The organism is Variovorax sp. LjRoot84 (assembly GCF_964254305.1).
GTDB lineage: Bacteria > Pseudomonadota > Gammaproteobacteria > Burkholderiales > Burkholderiaceae_C > Variovorax.
Window position 1 is genome coordinate 183,666 of the sequence record NZ_CAXUTE020000003.1, and the last position, 14,944, is coordinate 198,609.

The 14,944-nt window shown below is 65.5% G+C and carries 16 protein-coding genes and 1 pseudogene; 12 read left to right on the forward strand and 5 right to left on the reverse strand.

Translation table 11 applies throughout. From position 1 onward, the window contains the following. The first annotated feature begins 104 nt into the window (after positions 1-104). Both ACSQ9I_RS39205 and ACSQ9I_RS39210 read left to right on the forward strand, forming a co-directional pair. Positions 105-490: pseudogene (locus ACSQ9I_RS39205) on the forward strand (type II toxin-antitoxin system RelE/ParE family toxin). Further along, the gene (locus tag ACSQ9I_RS39210; protein ID WP_436291290.1) at positions 471-770 is read left to right on the forward strand and encodes a helix-turn-helix domain-containing protein; all 300 of its coding nucleotides are present in this window, start codon (positions 471-473) and stop codon (positions 768-770) included. The pseudogene ACSQ9I_RS39205 and the gene ACSQ9I_RS39210 overlap by 20 nt, the downstream one beginning before the upstream one ends. Positions 771-1,099: 329 nt before the next feature. Here the strand turns inward: ACSQ9I_RS39210 and ACSQ9I_RS39215 are convergent, their stop codons facing one another. Continuing rightward, complete coding sequence (locus tag ACSQ9I_RS39215) at positions 1,100-3,130, reverse strand: hypothetical protein (RefSeq protein ID WP_436317291.1); 2,031 nt, start codon at positions 3,128-3,130, stop codon at positions 1,100-1,102. A gap of 577 nt (positions 3,131-3,707) precedes the next feature. On the opposite strand from ACSQ9I_RS39215, the gene ACSQ9I_RS39220 reads away from it, so the two are divergent. Together ACSQ9I_RS39220 and ACSQ9I_RS39225 are read left to right on the forward strand one after the other, a co-directional pair. Next, entirely contained in the window at positions 3,708-4,823 is a 1,116-nt protein-coding gene (locus tag ACSQ9I_RS39220; protein WP_436317292.1) for an ArdC family protein, read from the forward strand. A 62-nt stretch (positions 4,824-4,885) separates the two neighbouring features. Further along, positions 4,886-5,833: an H-NS family nucleoid-associated regulatory protein gene (locus ACSQ9I_RS39225; RefSeq protein ID WP_436317293.1), complete on the forward strand. Its 948-nt coding sequence runs from the start codon at positions 4,886-4,888 to the stop codon at positions 5,831-5,833. A 240-nt stretch (positions 5,834-6,073) separates the two neighbouring features. Here ACSQ9I_RS39225 and ACSQ9I_RS39230 read toward each other — a convergent pair whose 3' ends face one another. The 3 genes from ACSQ9I_RS39230 to ACSQ9I_RS39240 are packed head-to-tail and all read right to left on the reverse strand — an operon-like array spanning position 6,074 to position 6,920. Further along, entirely contained in the window at positions 6,074-6,226 is a 153-nt protein-coding gene (locus tag ACSQ9I_RS39230; RefSeq protein ID WP_436317294.1) for a hypothetical protein, read from the reverse strand. 23 nt (positions 6,227-6,249) lie between these two features. Beyond that, positions 6,250-6,633, reverse strand: coding sequence for a hypothetical protein (locus tag ACSQ9I_RS39235; RefSeq protein ID WP_436317295.1), 384 nt, complete (start codon positions 6,631-6,633; stop codon positions 6,250-6,252). Beyond that, positions 6,630-6,920: a hypothetical protein gene (locus tag ACSQ9I_RS39240; RefSeq protein WP_436317296.1), complete on the reverse strand. Its 291-nt coding sequence runs from the start codon at positions 6,918-6,920 to the stop codon at positions 6,630-6,632. The genes ACSQ9I_RS39235 and ACSQ9I_RS39240 overlap by 4 nt, the downstream gene beginning before the upstream one ends. A 674-nt stretch (positions 6,921-7,594) precedes the next feature. Here ACSQ9I_RS39240 and ACSQ9I_RS39245 point away from each other — a divergent pair. From ACSQ9I_RS39245 to ACSQ9I_RS39280, 8 genes are all read left to right on the forward strand, one after another. After that, on the forward strand, positions 7,595-9,625 hold the full coding sequence (locus ACSQ9I_RS39245) for a ParB/RepB/Spo0J family partition protein (protein WP_436317297.1): 2,031 nt from the start codon (positions 7,595-7,597) through the stop codon (positions 9,623-9,625). 103 nt (positions 9,626-9,728) lie between these two features. Next, positions 9,729-10,004: a hypothetical protein gene (locus ACSQ9I_RS39250; RefSeq protein ID WP_436317298.1), complete on the forward strand. Its 276-nt coding sequence runs from the start codon at positions 9,729-9,731 to the stop codon at positions 10,002-10,004. Further along, positions 9,979-10,236, forward strand: a complete 258-nt coding sequence (locus tag ACSQ9I_RS39255; RefSeq protein ID WP_436317299.1) for a hypothetical protein — start codon at positions 9,979-9,981, stop codon at positions 10,234-10,236. Before ACSQ9I_RS39250 ends, ACSQ9I_RS39255 begins: the two co-directional genes overlap by 26 nt. Positions 10,237-10,712: 476 nt before the next feature. Then, complete coding sequence (locus ACSQ9I_RS39260; RefSeq protein WP_436317300.1) at positions 10,713-11,291, forward strand: hypothetical protein; 579 nt, start codon at positions 10,713-10,715, stop codon at positions 11,289-11,291. Positions 11,292-11,346: 55 nt separating this feature from the next. Continuing rightward, a complete protein-coding gene (locus tag ACSQ9I_RS39265) occupies positions 11,347-12,390 on the forward strand; it encodes a relaxase/mobilization nuclease domain-containing protein (RefSeq protein ID WP_436317301.1) in 1,044 nt (347 codons plus the stop codon). Between the two features lie 226 nt (positions 12,391-12,616). Continuing rightward, complete coding sequence (locus ACSQ9I_RS39270; RefSeq protein ID WP_436317302.1) at positions 12,617-12,988, forward strand: hypothetical protein; 372 nt, start codon at positions 12,617-12,619, stop codon at positions 12,986-12,988. 62 nt (positions 12,989-13,050) lie between these two features. Next, a complete protein-coding gene (locus ACSQ9I_RS39275) occupies positions 13,051-13,392 on the forward strand; it encodes a hypothetical protein (RefSeq protein WP_436317303.1) in 342 nt (113 codons plus the stop codon). A gap of 51 nt (positions 13,393-13,443) precedes the next feature. Continuing rightward, complete coding sequence (locus ACSQ9I_RS39280; protein WP_436317304.1) at positions 13,444-13,716, forward strand: hypothetical protein; 273 nt, start codon at positions 13,444-13,446, stop codon at positions 13,714-13,716. A gap of 731 nt (positions 13,717-14,447) precedes the next feature. Here ACSQ9I_RS39280 and ACSQ9I_RS39285 read toward each other — a convergent pair. Next, positions 14,448-14,912: an Lrp/AsnC family transcriptional regulator gene (locus ACSQ9I_RS39285; RefSeq protein WP_434788233.1), complete on the reverse strand. Its 465-nt coding sequence runs from the start codon at positions 14,910-14,912 to the stop codon at positions 14,448-14,450. Positions 14,913-14,944: the final 32 nt, after the last annotated feature.

A 14,944-nucleotide genomic window follows, 5' to 3' on the forward strand; every position in this document is an offset into this window, starting at 1 on the left:
AGGATCTTGGTGTCGGGGGCGGAGGCTGACCGCATTGCGCCCGCCATCCATGTGGTTCATTAACAGTACTTTGACAGACTATTCCTTCGAGGGCATAATCTCTGATGACGTGGGACGTGGAATACACCGATGAGTTGGGCGATTGGTGGAACGGATTGACCGAAGAAGAGCAAATCTCCGTCGATGCGTCGATGCGTCGGTGCGTTTGCTGCAGGAACGCGGACCAAATTTGGGGCACCCGCATACCTCAGACATCAAAGGCTCGAAGCATCGACATATGCGAGAGCTGCGGATCCAGCACAAAGGCCGGCCGTACCGGTTGCTCTATGCGTTTGACCCGCGGCGCTCGGCGATCCTGCTGATCGGCGGCGACAAGACTGGCAAGGATCGCTGGTACGAGGAAAACGTGCCGTACGCGGACAAGTTGTATGACGCGCACCTCGATGAACTGAGAAAGGAAGGGCTGAACAATGGCAAAGAAGTTCGCTGAATTGCGCGCGAAGATGACCCCCGAAGCGCAGGCCCGCTCGGCGGCGCTCGCAGAGGGCATGCTGGTCGAGATGCAACTGCAGGAGTTGCGCAAGAGCCGCAACTTCACACAGGTGGAAGTGGCTCACGCATTGAACGTCGAACAGACTGCCGTCTCCAAGCTGGAGCGCCGAGAGGACATGTTTGTCAGCACCCTTCGTGACTACGTCAAGGCACTAGGGGGAGAGCTACACATGGTGGCCTCGTTTCCAGATGCCGAAATCCGGGTGCATCCTTTTTGAGGTACGAGGCGTCCGGTAGCGTGGCCAGTTTTAGGCCCGGTCCAGCCGCGTCGGATCGGTCGCGATGAACGGCTCGTGGATCAACTGCTGCCAATTACCTGGTTCCCGGAGCTTGCCTCCTGGAAGATGCAGTCGATCACGCCCGTCCCAGGACGCGGACGCGGAATCCGCTGGATGGCTTTGGCTGAATGCAAGACGCTGGAGAAATGGCGAGGAGCGGGTGAGGATAGCTGGGATCGTTCCAGGTCGTGCCCCAGCCTTCGGTCACCTTGGCATCCCAGCCCTGCACCGATAGCGCGTCAGCGAAGTTCTGCATTGCAGCTCAATCGTCAGCGACTCTTCATGTAGGCCGCATACAGCGAGGGCTGAAGGTCGCGCAGCAGCTTGCGTCGGGCCACGATGTCAGCGTGGCGGCCCTGCCGCTCCAGGCCCAGCAGTTCCACCAGGAGACGCATCGCCTGCTCCGGCGCGCTGTGCTCCGAGGCCTGTGCGAGCGCCAGGTGCTCACGAAGACCGGGGCGCTCGGTGAGCACCCATGCCGCAAACCAGCTCAAGCTGCTCGTCTCGCCTCCGCTCGTGGGGGTCGCCTCAAAATTCGCCTCGAAGCCGCGTACCAGCTGCGGCAAGAGCGGGTCGGGCGAGCGTTGCGCGACCTCCTCCAGCAGCGCAGGCGACAGCCACCCCAGTTCCGCGAGCAGCGGCCAGGTCGCCCGCAGACCGAGCAGGTGCAATCGGGCCTCGGCCATCCAGGCCAGCGGCGCCGGTATCCGGCGCCACGATTCGATGGCGGCGACCGCCTGAGCGGCGTTCTCCCAAGCGCCCGCGCGCAGCCAGAGGGCCGCCGCATGATCGTGCGGATGGCGCGCGTCGAACGCGAGCGACCCGGCGCGCCGTGCGAGTTCCTGCCAGCTCGCAGTGAGCCACGCGGCGGCACCCAGGTCCCCGAAAGTGCGCTGTGCGGCGGATCGGACCGTCTCCTGCAACAGCTGCCTGGCCTCGCGCAAGGCTTCGTGGTCACGAAGCACGTCGTGCCGGGCGCGTTCGGCCGCCTCGATGTACCCGCTGAGAACGCGCAGCGCCGACAAGGACGCGTCGGCTGGATATTCGCGGGCCAGGCGCTCGCAAGCTTGCAGAGCGGCTGACGCGTCGCGCCTCTCGAGCGCATCCACAGCGTCATTCCTCAGCATCACCTCGCGGCTGTGTTCGAAGATATCGAGTTGCATTCCATCACCGCGCATCAAGGCGACACGCCAATGGTTTGTGAAAGAGGGTCGTGCGGCCGCCTCAACAGGAGCGATCGCAAGGCCCAAGGCCGATAGGCGCCCGCATGGTCTCCCGAGCTGACGGTTGGGCCAGGCCCGGCACACAGGTCTTGACTGGTCGACATGCGGCGTATCGGCAGAACGCTCAAGTTGAAGGAAGGCAGTCGCGTCATCCGCGCCGCGCCGCGTTCTCGTTCTGTACGCGACGCGGAGACCTTCGCGCTCGGGCAAGGCTTGCCGTTCGTATTGGAAGACGCCGCTGGCGCGCAGAACCTGTCGCCAGTTGAGGCAGTTGTAGCGCGAAGGCGCCTCCTCTTCGGACGTGATCCGGATGAAATCGATGGCGTCCTCAAGGAGCGTCCAGCCGTCGACGGCCAGGAATGCCTGCGCTTCGCGCAGGCATTGCACGATGTTCGAGTCGGCATTCAAGACGAGGGGAGGGGAAGGCACGGTCCGTGCGATGTGCTCCTGGATGGTGTCGCTCGCCAGGGCGCTCGCCATGAGCTCGCGCGCCTTGTCAGAGTGACGCGCCCATTCCAGCAGTTCGAGCAGATGACGATCGACCCGCTCGTAGCTGCGCTCAAGGTAGGCATCGGCATCGGCGCAACTTCCGGGATTCCAGAGGTCGAACCGCTCCATCAGGTGGTGCACCAGTTCGTTGCGAAGCGCCACGAGTTCTTCCAGGCCGCTGACTGTCTGCGCGAAGGCGTCGGGTTCGAGCCGCATCCCGGCTCGCACACTGAACCAGATCCGGTCCGTGACCTCCGGTGCGCTCCCTTCGTCAGCGATTTCCTGACCGGGTAGATGGGTCGAGAGGTAGCTGCGCTTCAAGTGCTTGACCAGGGTGCCGAGGGTCATGGGTGCGAAGAACTCGACACGCGCCTGCCGCCGCGATTGCCAATCGTGCACGGTGCCGCTCAGATCGTGCTCGACCAGCACCGCCTTCATCAGCCGCTCGTACTGCTGGAGCCGGCACATGCACCGGCCGAGCTTGCGATGGACTTCGCTGCGCTGCTCCTGGGTCGTGGTGGCGATGGGTGGCGTCGTGTGTGGCGGGGCAGCTTCGGCGGTTACTGCTGTTGGATCGGTGAGGTGCATGGCGGCTGGCTCGTTCGTCGGAAGGTATCCGTGCGGACATGGCTTCGTCAACTGGCATGCCTCTGGAGATGCACTGGTTTGACGGCAGTGCATGGATTGAAGGCTGGGCGTCCACCGGCTGCACGCCGGTGCCGGGCTGCTCCGGTTCGCGCCGTCGCGCTCATCCCCCGGCGGGGACGGGCTGCGCCCGCCTTGCGCATCCCTGACGCGAGCGCGGGGCCGGGCTTCTGCGGCGTCCTGCACGTTTTCCCTCGAGCTTGTGCGCGTGCGCGCAGGCGAGGGCATGGCCTGCTGGCCGCTGGAGGGCGCGGACGGCTCGTGGATGCGCTGTGCCGGCGGGGTGCGCCGCGGTGCATCTGCCTTCGAAGCCGCCTCTTGACCGACGCATAGCTCGCCCGGGCCGCTGTCCAGGGCTTCGGGCTGCGCCACCGTCCTCGCCCGGTCCTCGGCTCGCGCCTCGGCTGCGGCCTCCGGGCGGTCCCCGGACATCGGCCCTTGCGCTCGCTCTTCATGCGTCGAGGCGGCTCCGAAAGCAGATGTTCAACCACCGCGGCACACCCCGCAGAAAGGCCCAGCCATGCATGCGACCTCTTTCACCCGTCAGCACCATGCGGACACCCAAACAGCCACGGGCGTTCCCCCCGTACCCCCCGAGGACTCACCAAAAGCAGGCACTGTCAAAGGCAAGGCTTCGGCGGCCTCAACTGGCGCACGCATGGATGTGCGGCGGGTCATCACCGATCGGATCATCGCGATGCTGGAGAAGGGCGGCAACGTGTTCCGAGAGCGCTGGACGCGGGCGGCTTCGCGCGGCATGCCGCGCAATGGCAAGACCGGTGCGCCGTACCACGGCGCCAACGTCCTGCTGCTGTGGGATGCGGCGATCGAGCAGGGCTATGCATCGAACGTGTGGCTGACTTACAAGCAGGCAGCGAGCATGGGGGCCCAGGTGCGCAAGGGAGAGCGTGGCGTGCTGTGCGCGCACTTCGAGCGCAGATTCGAGCGTAGAGCGCGCAGGGGTGAAGATGCAGATGACGCGGCGAACGTTCAGGCCGGCGAGGAGGAGGGCAGGGCGGAAGAGGGCAGGGACGAGGGCAGGGACGAGGGGTTGGGCGGCGGTGTTCTGCTGTGCATGCCATTCTGGGTCTTCAACGTCGCGCAGATCGATGGATTGCCGTCGGAGGTGGTCGACCTGTGCATCGAACCGGTGAAGTCGCCGAGTGGCCCAGTGGAAAGCGCCTTGCGCCTCCTGGGCGGCTGCGATGCGACCATCCGGCATGGCTTCGAGCGCGCGATGTACCTGCCGGAGCTCGACGAGATCCGCCTGCCGTGGCCGAGCCGCTTCATCAGCGGGGAAGCCTTTTGCGCAACGGCACTTCATGAGACTGTCCACTGGACGGGACATGCGAGCCGGTTGAATCGGCAATTCGGTCTCCGCTTTGGAGATGCGGCGTATGCGTTTGAGGAACTGGTGGCCGAGCTCGGCTCGGCGTTCGTGATGGGGCACTGCGGATTGGTGGACGCCACCATCGAGGGGCATGCCGCCTATCTGGACAGCTGGCTGCAGGTGCTCAGGAACGATCGCACCGCGATCTTCACGGCCGCACGGCACGCAGGCGAAGCATTCGAGTACATCCTGGCCAGGGAGATGCCGTTACTGGACACCGCGCCGCCACTGCCATCGGATGAATGAGTCCCGGTCGATCGGCACGCGTTCGGTCAGATTGCAATTGTTCGCGGCGCAGGCCAATTTGCGTGCGCGAATTAATTAGACTCCAGCCTTTGCACTTTCACACTTTCAATTTCTTCATGACTCAAACCTACGCCCAGTTGGCACGCCAGATTGCTGCTCTCCAGGCCTCCGCTCAAAAGCAACTGGCGATCGAAGCCAAAGGCGCCATCGCGAAGATCAACGGCATGATCGCGACGTACGGCCTCACGGCTGGCGATCTGAAATTCGCCTCGACCTCCGCAACTGCTGTGTCGCCTTCGGCTTCGAAGAAGACCAAAGCGACGAATGGCAAGGGTCGCGCTGCGGCCAAGGGCGCGAAGTTCAGCGATGGACAGGGCAACCAGTGGAGCGGGCGCGGGCCGAGGCCGGCGTGGCTGCGCGAAGCCATCGCTGCCGGTCGAACGCTCGAGAGTTTCGCGATCGGTGCGGCGGCACCGGCAGCCGCCGCACCGGTCGCCGAGTCGCCCGCGACGAAAGTGCCGGCGAAGCCGGCTGCGTCCAAGCGGATCCAATCGCGCGCCGGCTCAGCGAAAGGCAAATCAAGGAAGACGTCGGCGGCCGCGACGGCGTCTCCAGCCGCTGCGGTTGCAGCGCCCGCCGACCCGGCGACGCATCCGGTGAAGGCCTCGCGGAAGAAGTTGGCTGTGAAGGCTGGTGCCGGATCTGCGGTCGGTTCGGCGTCCACACCAGCGGTCAAGCCGCCGGTGAAGAAGTCGCCGGCGAGGAAGGGCCGCGCGGCCACGACGGCGCGCGCTCCGAACGCAGCCAAGAAAAGCACCCGTCCGAAGACGCCGATGGCGGGGTCGGAGCCTGCCGTGACGGCGAAGAAGGCGCCGGTGTCCAAGGCCCTGCCCAGCCGCAAGAAGACGAACCCGACGAACCCTCAACCTGCTGCGCGCAAGGCGGCCGTGGTGGAGAGCCAGGCGCCTTCGGCGTCTGCAGCGGTCAGCGCGACGGCGGCGTCGGCGTAATCCTCGTTGCAGCACTGCCGTTACAAGGGCGGCGGCATGCCTGGGGCGGCCTTGGCCGTCTGTTCTTCAGCGGGCGCTGCAGGTGTGCGCAGTTGCTGCGACTTCCCCGGAGTCCACGCAAGCCGGAGTGATTCACCCTTCCCGACGATGCTCACGTTTATCGCCCCCTCGAGTGGCCTACGCGAGTTCCATGAGCATCCCTCGCCCGTTCATAGGCACTGCGGCACTGCGGCACTGCGTCTACGCACGGATCTTCTCGGGACGGATCAGGCCGACGTCGACCGCGGCGTCGGTGAAGCGCGCGACGGGGTCTCGTGGCCCACCGACCGGATCGGCGTCCTCGTTCTCGGCCGCCTCGACACGCCCGATGCTGGAAAGAAAGCCCATGCCCATTGGCTTGCTCCTTGCGTACACCCTCAGCCTGGCTGCGGGTCGTCCGGACCGGCCTTGCCGGTGCGCTCTGCGAACCAGTTGGCGTACGGGGTGTTGCGCACCAGACGGCGGTTGAGGTCTGGCGCGCCGTCGGTCCACCAGACCGGGCCGCGCTCGCCCAGGGCGAGCTTGGCGGCGTTCACCCGGTCTCGGGCCTGGCGCAGCGCAGCGGCTTCGCCGCTGCGCCGGGCTGCTGCCACCGCTCGGCGGGCGTCCATCAGCCGGTCGACCAGGTGCTGGCGCTCCTCGCGAGTCAGACCCGGGTTGACGGCGCGCCACAGGCGCCCGCGCACGACGAGGTAGCGCCCGTCGGGCGTGAGCGGGTATTGCTCCGCCGGGGCGGGTTGGTCACTGGACGGCTGTGTCATGCGGTCGAGCCGCCCGCCGCGTGGCGCAGCGCGCCCAGCTGGCGAGCTTCCTCGGCGTCGCGCAGGCTCCTGGCGGCGCGGGCGGCCGAATACTCGACGAAGAGGGCATCGATGGTCCGGGCCCAGTGCTCGACTGCTTTCTGTCGACCGTCGGCCAGCATGCGGCCCTTGAGGATCGGCTCGGCGTCTGACTGCTGCTGCTGATCGGAAGGACGGCGGGAGGGAAAGGCTGGAACGGCGACGCCGGCCCGGCGAAGGATGGTCTCTTTCTGGTCCGTGGTGAGCATGGCGGTCTCTTGCAAGCGCCGTTCCAGCTTTGCTCTGTCCGGAAGAACGGCGCCGTCGGTGATCTCTGGTTCGCGTGGTCGGCCGGCCGGCTCACCTGTGCGCTGGCCGGCCTGATGCTGAAAAAGTAAGGGCCGATCGGTGGAACGCAAGGGCCGCGGCGATGCGCACAGCGGTGCCTGATGCGGGCGCCCCAGCGGCTGCGCCGCTGTCGGGCTGCTCCAGGTTCGCGCATGCGCGCTCATCCCCTCATGGGGACTGGCCTGGTGGCCAGCCTTGCGCATCCCTGGCGCAGGTGCTGCGCCCCTTGAACATCCATTGATCAGACCTGCCTGCGGCAGGTAGAGGCGCTCGCCGCGCGGCGGTTCCGGTACGCGTCGACCTCCTGCAGTGCTGCCGTTTGCCTGAGTCCTTCGCCTTGTCCGGTGACTCTGCGCCCGCGCTGCCGGAGGACCGGCTTCGCCTGCAAGGGGGTGTTCATAACGCTGGCGCGTTACGAATGCTTCCCCCTTGCTCCCCCGTCATCGCAGTCGCTGTCGTTCACCGGGCGAAGAACTCAGGAAAACGGCGGCCAGCTCCGGGTAGGAGGCCGATGCGTACCGGAACCCTTCATCGAAGGGCTCTGAATCTAGGAACCCGGCATCTCTCTTCAACTTCATCTGCAAAGGAACCTGAAATGACTGTCATTGCCAAGCCGAAGAAGGCTGCTGCATCGCGTGCCCACAAGACGGGGAACAAGGCCGCGGCCGCGAAGATCGAGACACCTGTGGCTGTGGAACCCGCAGGGCGCGATGTGCTGGTGCCGCTGGATCACCTCTTCCTCAGCGAAGCGAACGTGCGCAAGGTGCATCACGAGGAGGGGATCCTCGAACTCGCCGCGCTGATCGAGGCGCAGGGACTGCTGCAGCGCCTGAGCGTGGTCGCCGTGCCCGATGGCCGGTTCGCGGTGGTGGCGGGCGGCCGACGCCTGCGTGCCATGCAAATGCTCGCGCAAAGCGGGCGGTGGCCGGCCTCGCAGCCGGTCGAGTGCAAGCTGTACGAGGAGGCGCAAGCGCTGCAGGTCTCGCTGGCCGAGAACTCGGGCCGCGAGGCCATGCATCCGGCCGACCAGATGGAAGCGTTCAAGCGGCTGATCGATGGGGAAGGGCTCACCGTAGCGCAGGTGGCGGGACGCTTCGGTGTCTCCCCGCTGACCGTGGAGCGGCGCCTCAAGCTCGCATGCCTGTCACCGCGCTTCCTCGACATGTACCGCGCCGGCGAGATCGAGCCCGATCAACTGCAAGCCCTGGCATTGCTCGAGAGCCACGCGACGCAGGAGGCGGTGTGGGAGGGCCTGAGCCCCTACGACCGCAGCGCATGGCGCATCCGCAATGCGGTGACGTCTGAGTCCTGCAGCGCGGACAGCCGGCTGGCGCGCTTCGTCGGGCTCGACGCCTACGAAGCCGAGGGCGGCACGGTGCGCCGCGACCTGTTTGCTTCCCTGGACGACCTCAGCGGCATCTACCTGGACAACCCGCAACTGCTGCAGACGCTTGCCATCGACAAGCTGCGCGGCGTTGCCGCCGGGATCAAGGAGGATGGCTGGTCATGGGTGGAATGCTCGCTCGACGCCGACACGACCCCGTGGCGCGGCTATGGCCGCGCGGACAAGGAACGGCGCGAACCGAGCGCCGAAGAAGCTGCGCTGATCGAGCAACTCAGCGCCGAGCAACGCGCGCATGCCGAAGCCTACGACCAGCATCAGGACGAGGGCGACCCCGACGCCGAGGACTTCGAGCTCGTCGAGCAGCAATTGTGCGAAGCGCTCGACACGGTCGAGCTAAAGCTCGAAGCCGCCAGCGAGGGACTCTGGCAATGGTCAGCCGAACGGCTCGCGATCGCGGGGTCACTGGTCCGGCTCGACCGTCGTGGCGATGTCGTGGTCGACCGTGGTCTTGTTCGTCCGGGCGACCGCAAGGCGGCGGCCGCCGGGGCAGGCGCAGGGGAGGGCGGGGAGGAAGAATCGGCACCTCGCGACCTGCCTTCGACCTCCCGTCCGGAGTTCAGCGAGAAGCTCATGCGCGATCTCACTTCGCATCGGACCGCGGCGCTCCAGGCGGCGCTGGTGCAGAACCCCCACATCGCGCTGGTGACGCTGGCGCACCGGATGGCCGAGACAGTGTTCGGTCTCTACGGGTCAGGCGACGACATCGTGAAGGTGTCCGTTCGCGTGACGGGCGACAGCACCTTGGCGCAGGAGGCGAGCGAGTATTCGGAAAGCCCTGCGGCGACGGTGCTTGGTAGCGCAGAGGCGCAGTGGGGCGACCGCCTGCCGGGAAGCCCTGATGCATTGTTCCGATGGTTGTTGGCCCAACCCCGGGAGACGCTGCTCGAACTGCTCGCCTACTGCACGGCGCGTAGCGTCAACGCCGTCGCCGGCCGCCCGCGCTCCTACAACCACAGCGATGCCCTCGCCGAAGCCTTGGACGTGGACATGGCCGACTGGTGGGCGCCGCGCGCCGCCAACTACCTCGGCCGCGTGAGCAAGGCCAAGGCGCTGGAGGCCGTCAAGGAAGCCACCGGCATCGATGCCACCCAGGCCGTGGCCGGGATGAAGAAATCCGACGCCGTGGCACACTGCGCCAGCAAGCTGGAAGGCGCGCGTTGGCTGCCCGCGCCGCTGCGTTCCCTGAGTGCGCAGCCGCGCACACCCGAAGACGACGCCTAGCGACGCCTAGCGAGGATGGCGCGCCGCCGACGCTTCGCGCGGCGCGCTGCCTCTCTTTCTCTCTTATCAGCCCATCCCATCGACGATTTCCATGGAGGCTCACATGAACGCACGAATCACGGTCCTGGCCGCCGCCTGCGGTATCGCAGCGCTGTTGGCCATCCTTGGCCTCGCCGCCTGGCCCACAACGCCCGAGCGTGCCGCCGCCCCGATCCACGGCGCCTTTGCTACCCGGTTCCAGCCCGTCCTGGAGGGCATTGGCAGCACGCGCGACCTGATGCCTGTCCCGCTGGGGGAAGCCGATCAGGCAAAGACCTCGTCATCCGGCGGCAAGCCCGCCAGGACCGATCGCCATGAACCGCGCAGCCGACGGCGCTAACGCCGCGTCATCCGCCGATCGGGCCGGGCCGCTGTCCCGGTTCGAGGGCCGGTGCCTGTACCGCCGCACCTGCGAGTGCGACGAGGTGCTGCAACTGGCCGTGCTCGGCGTGGAGCACACGCAGGAGCGCCATGGCGACGATCCGACGCTCGGCCTGATCGCTGAGTTCCTGCGCGATGCGGAGTACGCCGTGCAGCAGGCGCGGCGGCTGGCGCAACGATGGCAAGACTGAGGGTGTCGGCATGCCGACACCATGTCCGATGTTGGCATCCAGGCAGGCCATGAAGGCGTTCGAGGTCCGTCATCGATGATGACGGGCCTCTCTCTTTGAGCCAGCGGGTGCTTTCAGCGTCAGCCTGGTCGCCGAGCTCGCGCTGGGAAGAGGAGCGCGTTGAGCTTGGTCTCTCGGTGTCGTGCGGATCAAAGGTGTCGGCATGCCGACACCTTGTCCGATACGAGGCCTCGAGGGCAGGCCATGAAGTCGTTGGAGGCCTGTCATCGGTGATGGAGGACCTCTGTCTCTTTGAGCCAGCCGTCGCTGTCATCGCTTGCCTGATCGCCGAGCTCGCGCTGGGCCGAGAAGCGCGTCAAGTTTGGACTGTCGGTGCTATGCGGATCGAAGGTGTCGGCATGCCGACACCCAAGGCCTTGTGCGGTGTTGAGGGCAGGATAGACTGCCGTCAGACTTTGTTAACAACTGGCGTTGCGATGACCAAGACCTCTCGATCGAGCGTGATTGGGACCCGGGTGTCGTCCGATACGAGGACGCGTTTTGCCGCGCTGGCCGCGCGCCATCAGCTCAGCGAGTCGGGTCTGCTCTCCAAACTGATCGACGAAGTGCTGGAGGCCAACAGCCCGGCAGCGCGCGAATCGGGCGAGCAACTCATCGCGCGCGATTCGACTGTCGAGGGTGCTGTAGAAGATCGCATCACGCTGCGGCTTCGCAACGGCGATCGGACGTTGGCGGCAGAGCGGGCCTGTGCCCGAGGCATGAGGACAGGCAGCTACCTCGCCATGCTGGTCCACAACCATGTTCGCGGCTCGGCGGTGCTGCCGCCGAACGAGCTGGACCTGATCAAGGTGACCAGCGCACAACTGGCTGCGCTCGGACGGCAGCTGCGGATGTTCGGCATGCCGAACACCTTGGCGGAGCCGGCGGCGTCGGAATTGCACGATGCGATCGCGCTGGCCCGGCGGGAGATCGAGGCGGCACGCGAGGCCGCGGCCGCCGTCGTGCGTCGAAACCTGATCAGCTGGGAGACCCGCAGCGAGGTGGGTAATGTCTAAGCAGACCGTGAGGTTGGGGCGAAGCAGTCGCGGGTCGACCGACGGCACGCGCGACATGGCTCTGGACATCGTGAGCTATGGACGGCGAGGGCCGAGCGGCACGCTGCGCTTTGGAGCCGACCAGATCGCTCAGATCCAGCGCACGGTGGGCCGCACGCCCGAGGTGATGGTGAAGGTCTCCGGCGGCGGGCGGGATGTCGGTGGGGTAGACGCGCACCTGCGCTACATCGGCCGACACGGCAAGCTGCCGATGGAAACCGACGAGGGGCTGACGCTGCATGGGCGAGGCGCCGCCAGGGAGATCGTGGCTGATTGGCAGCTGGACCTTTGCAGAAGCCAGTACAAGCCCAAGCCGGCCGAGGGCCGAAAGGACCTTCGTTCGAAGCTCGTACACAACATCGTTCTGTCGATGCCGGCTGGCACGCCCGGGCAGAAGGTGCTGGCTGCGGCGCGCGTGTTCGCGCGCGAGAACTTCGCGCTGCAGTACCGCTACGCCATGGTGCTGCACACCGACCAGCCGCACCCGCACGTGCACCTGGTGGTCAAGTGCGAGCACGAGTTCGAGCCTGGCAAGCGCCTCTACATCCGCAAGGAAACGCTGCGGCACTGGCGGGAACAGTTCGCGGCGCTGATGCGTGAACAGGGCGTGGCGGCCAATGCGACGCCACGTCAGGTGCGAGGGCAGATCTGCAAGCCGTATCGGGACGCGATTCATCATCGGCTCCGCACACTTCGCACGTTCGGGGAGTTGTCGACCAGCGAGCGGACCAAGCGTCGGCCGCCCAAGACCTCGACCTTCATGCACGCCAAGCTGGACAGCGTGCTCCAGGTCCTGCGGTCGGGCCGGGGCGCCTTGGATGCTGGCAAGGCGGCGATGCAGGGCATCCGGCAGGAAGCAGTGGCGGACTGGAGCGCAACGGCGGACGCGCTTCGAAAACAGGGCGAAGGTGATTTGGCCGCACAGGTCGATCGCTTCCTTGCGCGTATGCCCGCAGTGCAGACTGATGCGCAGCGAATGGCTGACCGCTGGAGAGAGCAGGCCAGAAGCCGAGCGCTGGAGCGCACCGCTCACGAGCTGCCAGGGCAGCAGACGCGGTGAGCCACAGCGTGATCGTGGCCGTCAGGCCCCTCCTTGTGCTGCCGGGCGAGGGACCGTCTTGCGGCGACAGCCCGATCCTTCTCCATGCGGGAGGAACTGTGGTCACAGTGCGGTTTCCAGGCGTGACCGTTAATGCGCTAGACGCGGTGAAGGTCTCTTCAAGACTGATTGCCGAAGTCCGGAGCGCTCGCGCAGACGGGTACTTTCGGCCAAAACCAGCCGTTCGATGGCGGCGCAGAATCTGAACGGAGAAACGGCTATGTGGACGCGTGGCGATGTCGCCGAAGGTTTGGACTATCAGTTGGGTTTGGTGCAACGGGCCGACGGTAACCGCACCTACGTGCTGCGTGAGTCCGGCCAATGGGATGGCATCGAGGACCTCATGTTCGTCACGGCGGTCGTGCCTCGCGAGCTGCTGGTGAGGCGCGACCTGCTCGGAATTGCTAAGGCGGTCAAGCTGGTGGATGGCTCTTCCTTCGGCGTTGAAGCCCACGGAGTCTGGTTGACGCAAGAAGAATGCGCCGCCTTCGAGCGCAACGTGCCCTGGAAAAAGATGCCTTGGCTGAATGGGCTGGCTCCGGTTCTCCCTTCGAGATGAGCCGTGTACCGCGACCGCCGAACGCGGCCCCGAGCGGACCCTCGGGCTATCCTCCAAACTTCATGCCTGCCATCCTCATTCGACTAGACCCGGCCCGCCTGGCGAACCCGGACCTGGACCTTCGATACGACATTCCAGAACGCCTTGCTCAGGCGTCAGGCGGCTTGGTCAAGAGTTCAGGTTTTGACTACGAGGACTGCACTGATGCGATGCTCATCTACTTGTCGACAAGCAGTGTCACCGAGGCCATGCGCTTCGTCGTCGCCATGCTCGATGACGAGGTGGTGCACGGCAACCGGCTCGCTGACGCAGCCCAGGTTGGTGTTTCGGAGCTCTCGCCGAAGGAAGCCACCAGGTACACGGTGGTCTACCCGAGCGGCAAAGCGGGTGCGCTTCTCCCTTGAGGCTGCACACGGCCAGGAGCGGACTTCCGCGAGCCGGTTAGATTTGCACCTATGACACGCTCACGAACACCGCTCGAAGCCGCCGCCGGCAAACTCATTGCGGCCATACAAAAAGAGTGGGACATGGAACTTGGCGAGCCGGAGGCGGCTACAAGCTTTGACGTAATGAATGCAGCTCACGACCTGCTGCAGGCCGCGTCGAAGTTCGGGTCAATCGAGACCGTCGTTGGCATGAGCTCCATAGCGGCGTTCCTGGGCGAACGGTGGGTTCAGGCGCACCCACGGGTCTCGCCGTTCATCGATGTTCTCGAGAGGGCTCGTTGAGCGCATGACGGCAAGCGGCCAAAACCGGACGGTCGGAGCTCGCGCCCAATCTAGCGGAAAGCGGAACTTCATCACGTCGCGCGCGGCTTTCAGCGCTCTGATGGCTCGACCGGCCCGGGCGGCAGCTAGATTCGGTCGATAGCAACCAACACCCCACCTCGTGGAAATCGAAGCATGGCGGACAAGCTAGACAAATGCAACGACGCTCTCACGGCACTTCTGCATGAGGCGATTCGCTGTTCGCCCGAGTCGTGGGCCCGGGGCGTGCTTACGATTGAGTGCGATGGTCATCGCATCAACTACGGCCTCAAAAACGACAAGTCGAACGAAAGGGCGAACATCTCTCAAGACTTAGCGCAGCTCTGCGAGCAGTACTGGCGGTCTTTCAGGAGCACGGCGACGCTTGGTTGGAATCGACTGTCGAGTTCTATCAGGAAGGAGGAACGTGGAAGTTCAATGCGAACTACAAGCGGCCTGAGAAGGCCCCCCACGCCTCCAAACCATCCTGGAAGTTTTGGCAGTAGGGCGAACAGCGCTTGCCGGCCAGAACCAGTCATTCAGTGAGCAGGCTCAATTCGCCTCATTGGTGTGAGGCGGGACAAGCCTGCTGCCCAGACCCCATCCAGATGCGGTTGACCGCCAAGCCCCCAGCGGCAGCGCAGATCCTGTTTCATGGCCGCCTTCCGAATTTTTGCCTGCAGATGATGCGGCGCTAAACACTGGGCGACAGCTCAATCCAATGGCACGTCAAGGCTCACCTTCACGTGGTCCATCGTCACCAGCGTGCGAAAGCGCTTGACGTTGTTGCTCTCGAAGAAGAGCGCGCGGCTCAGCGCCGTGTACTGCGCCATGTCGCGCACGACGAAGATCAGGATGAAGTCCCACTCACCAGTGACGTAATAGCACTGCTGCACCTGGGGGCAGGCGCGGAAGCTGCGCTTCATCGCGTCGAGAAGCTCGATCTGTTCGCTTTGCGTTTCAACCTGGGTGACGATGGTGAGCGGATGGCCCAAGGCGGCCGGTTCGAGCACAGCTGCGACTTTGCGCACCACGCCGTTGTCTACGAGGCGCTTGAGACGCCGATTGACAGCCGCTGTGGAAAGGTGGATGCGGTTGCCGAGCTCGCTTTGCGGCAGTGAGCTGTCCACCTGGATGAGTTCGAGGAGACGAATGTCCAGGGCGTCGAGTTCGGTCATGTTGTTCGGAGCGAGCGCAAAGGGATGGACAC

What these genes read in the sequence shown, in the direction of transcription:
- ACSQ9I_RS39285 (WP_434788233.1), bottom strand. Translation starts at nt 14,912, where the DNA reads ATGACCGAACTCGACGCCCTGGACATTCGTCTCCTCGAACTCATCCAG.
- ACSQ9I_RS39215 (WP_436317291.1), bottom strand. Translation starts at nt 3,130, where the DNA reads ATGCACCTCACCGATCCAACAGCAGTAACCGCCGAAGCTGCCCCGCCA.
- ACSQ9I_RS39230 (WP_436317294.1), bottom strand. Translation starts at nt 6,226, where the DNA reads ATGGGCATGGGCTTTCTTTCCAGCATCGGGCGTGTCGAGGCGGCCGAG.
- ACSQ9I_RS39210 (WP_436291290.1), top strand. Translation starts at nt 471, where the DNA reads ATGGCAAAGAAGTTCGCTGAATTGCGCGCGAAGATGACCCCCGAAGCG.
- ACSQ9I_RS39275 (WP_436317303.1), top strand. Translation starts at nt 13,051, where the DNA reads ATGCCTGCCATCCTCATTCGACTAGACCCGGCCCGCCTGGCGAACCCG.
- ACSQ9I_RS39260 (WP_436317300.1), top strand. Translation starts at nt 10,713, where the DNA reads ATGACCAAGACCTCTCGATCGAGCGTGATTGGGACCCGGGTGTCGTCC.
- ACSQ9I_RS39255 (WP_436317299.1), top strand. Translation starts at nt 9,979, where the DNA reads ATGAACCGCGCAGCCGACGGCGCTAACGCCGCGTCATCCGCCGATCGG.
- ACSQ9I_RS39245 (WP_436317297.1), top strand. Translation starts at nt 7,595, where the DNA reads ATGACTGTCATTGCCAAGCCGAAGAAGGCTGCTGCATCGCGTGCCCAC.
- ACSQ9I_RS39280 (WP_436317304.1), top strand. Translation starts at nt 13,444, where the DNA reads ATGACACGCTCACGAACACCGCTCGAAGCCGCCGCCGGCAAACTCATT.
- ACSQ9I_RS39235 (WP_436317295.1), bottom strand. Translation starts at nt 6,633, where the DNA reads ATGACACAGCCGTCCAGTGACCAACCCGCCCCGGCGGAGCAATACCCG.
- ACSQ9I_RS39220 (WP_436317292.1), top strand. Translation starts at nt 3,708, where the DNA reads ATGCATGCGACCTCTTTCACCCGTCAGCACCATGCGGACACCCAAACA.
- ACSQ9I_RS39250 (WP_436317298.1), top strand. Translation starts at nt 9,729, where the DNA reads ATGAACGCACGAATCACGGTCCTGGCCGCCGCCTGCGGTATCGCAGCG.
- ACSQ9I_RS39265 (WP_436317301.1), top strand. Translation starts at nt 11,347, where the DNA reads ATGGCTCTGGACATCGTGAGCTATGGACGGCGAGGGCCGAGCGGCACG.
- ACSQ9I_RS39270 (WP_436317302.1), top strand. Translation starts at nt 12,617, where the DNA reads ATGGCGGCGCAGAATCTGAACGGAGAAACGGCTATGTGGACGCGTGGC.
- ACSQ9I_RS39240 (WP_436317296.1), bottom strand. Translation starts at nt 6,920, where the DNA reads ATGCTCACCACGGACCAGAAAGAGACCATCCTTCGCCGGGCCGGCGTC.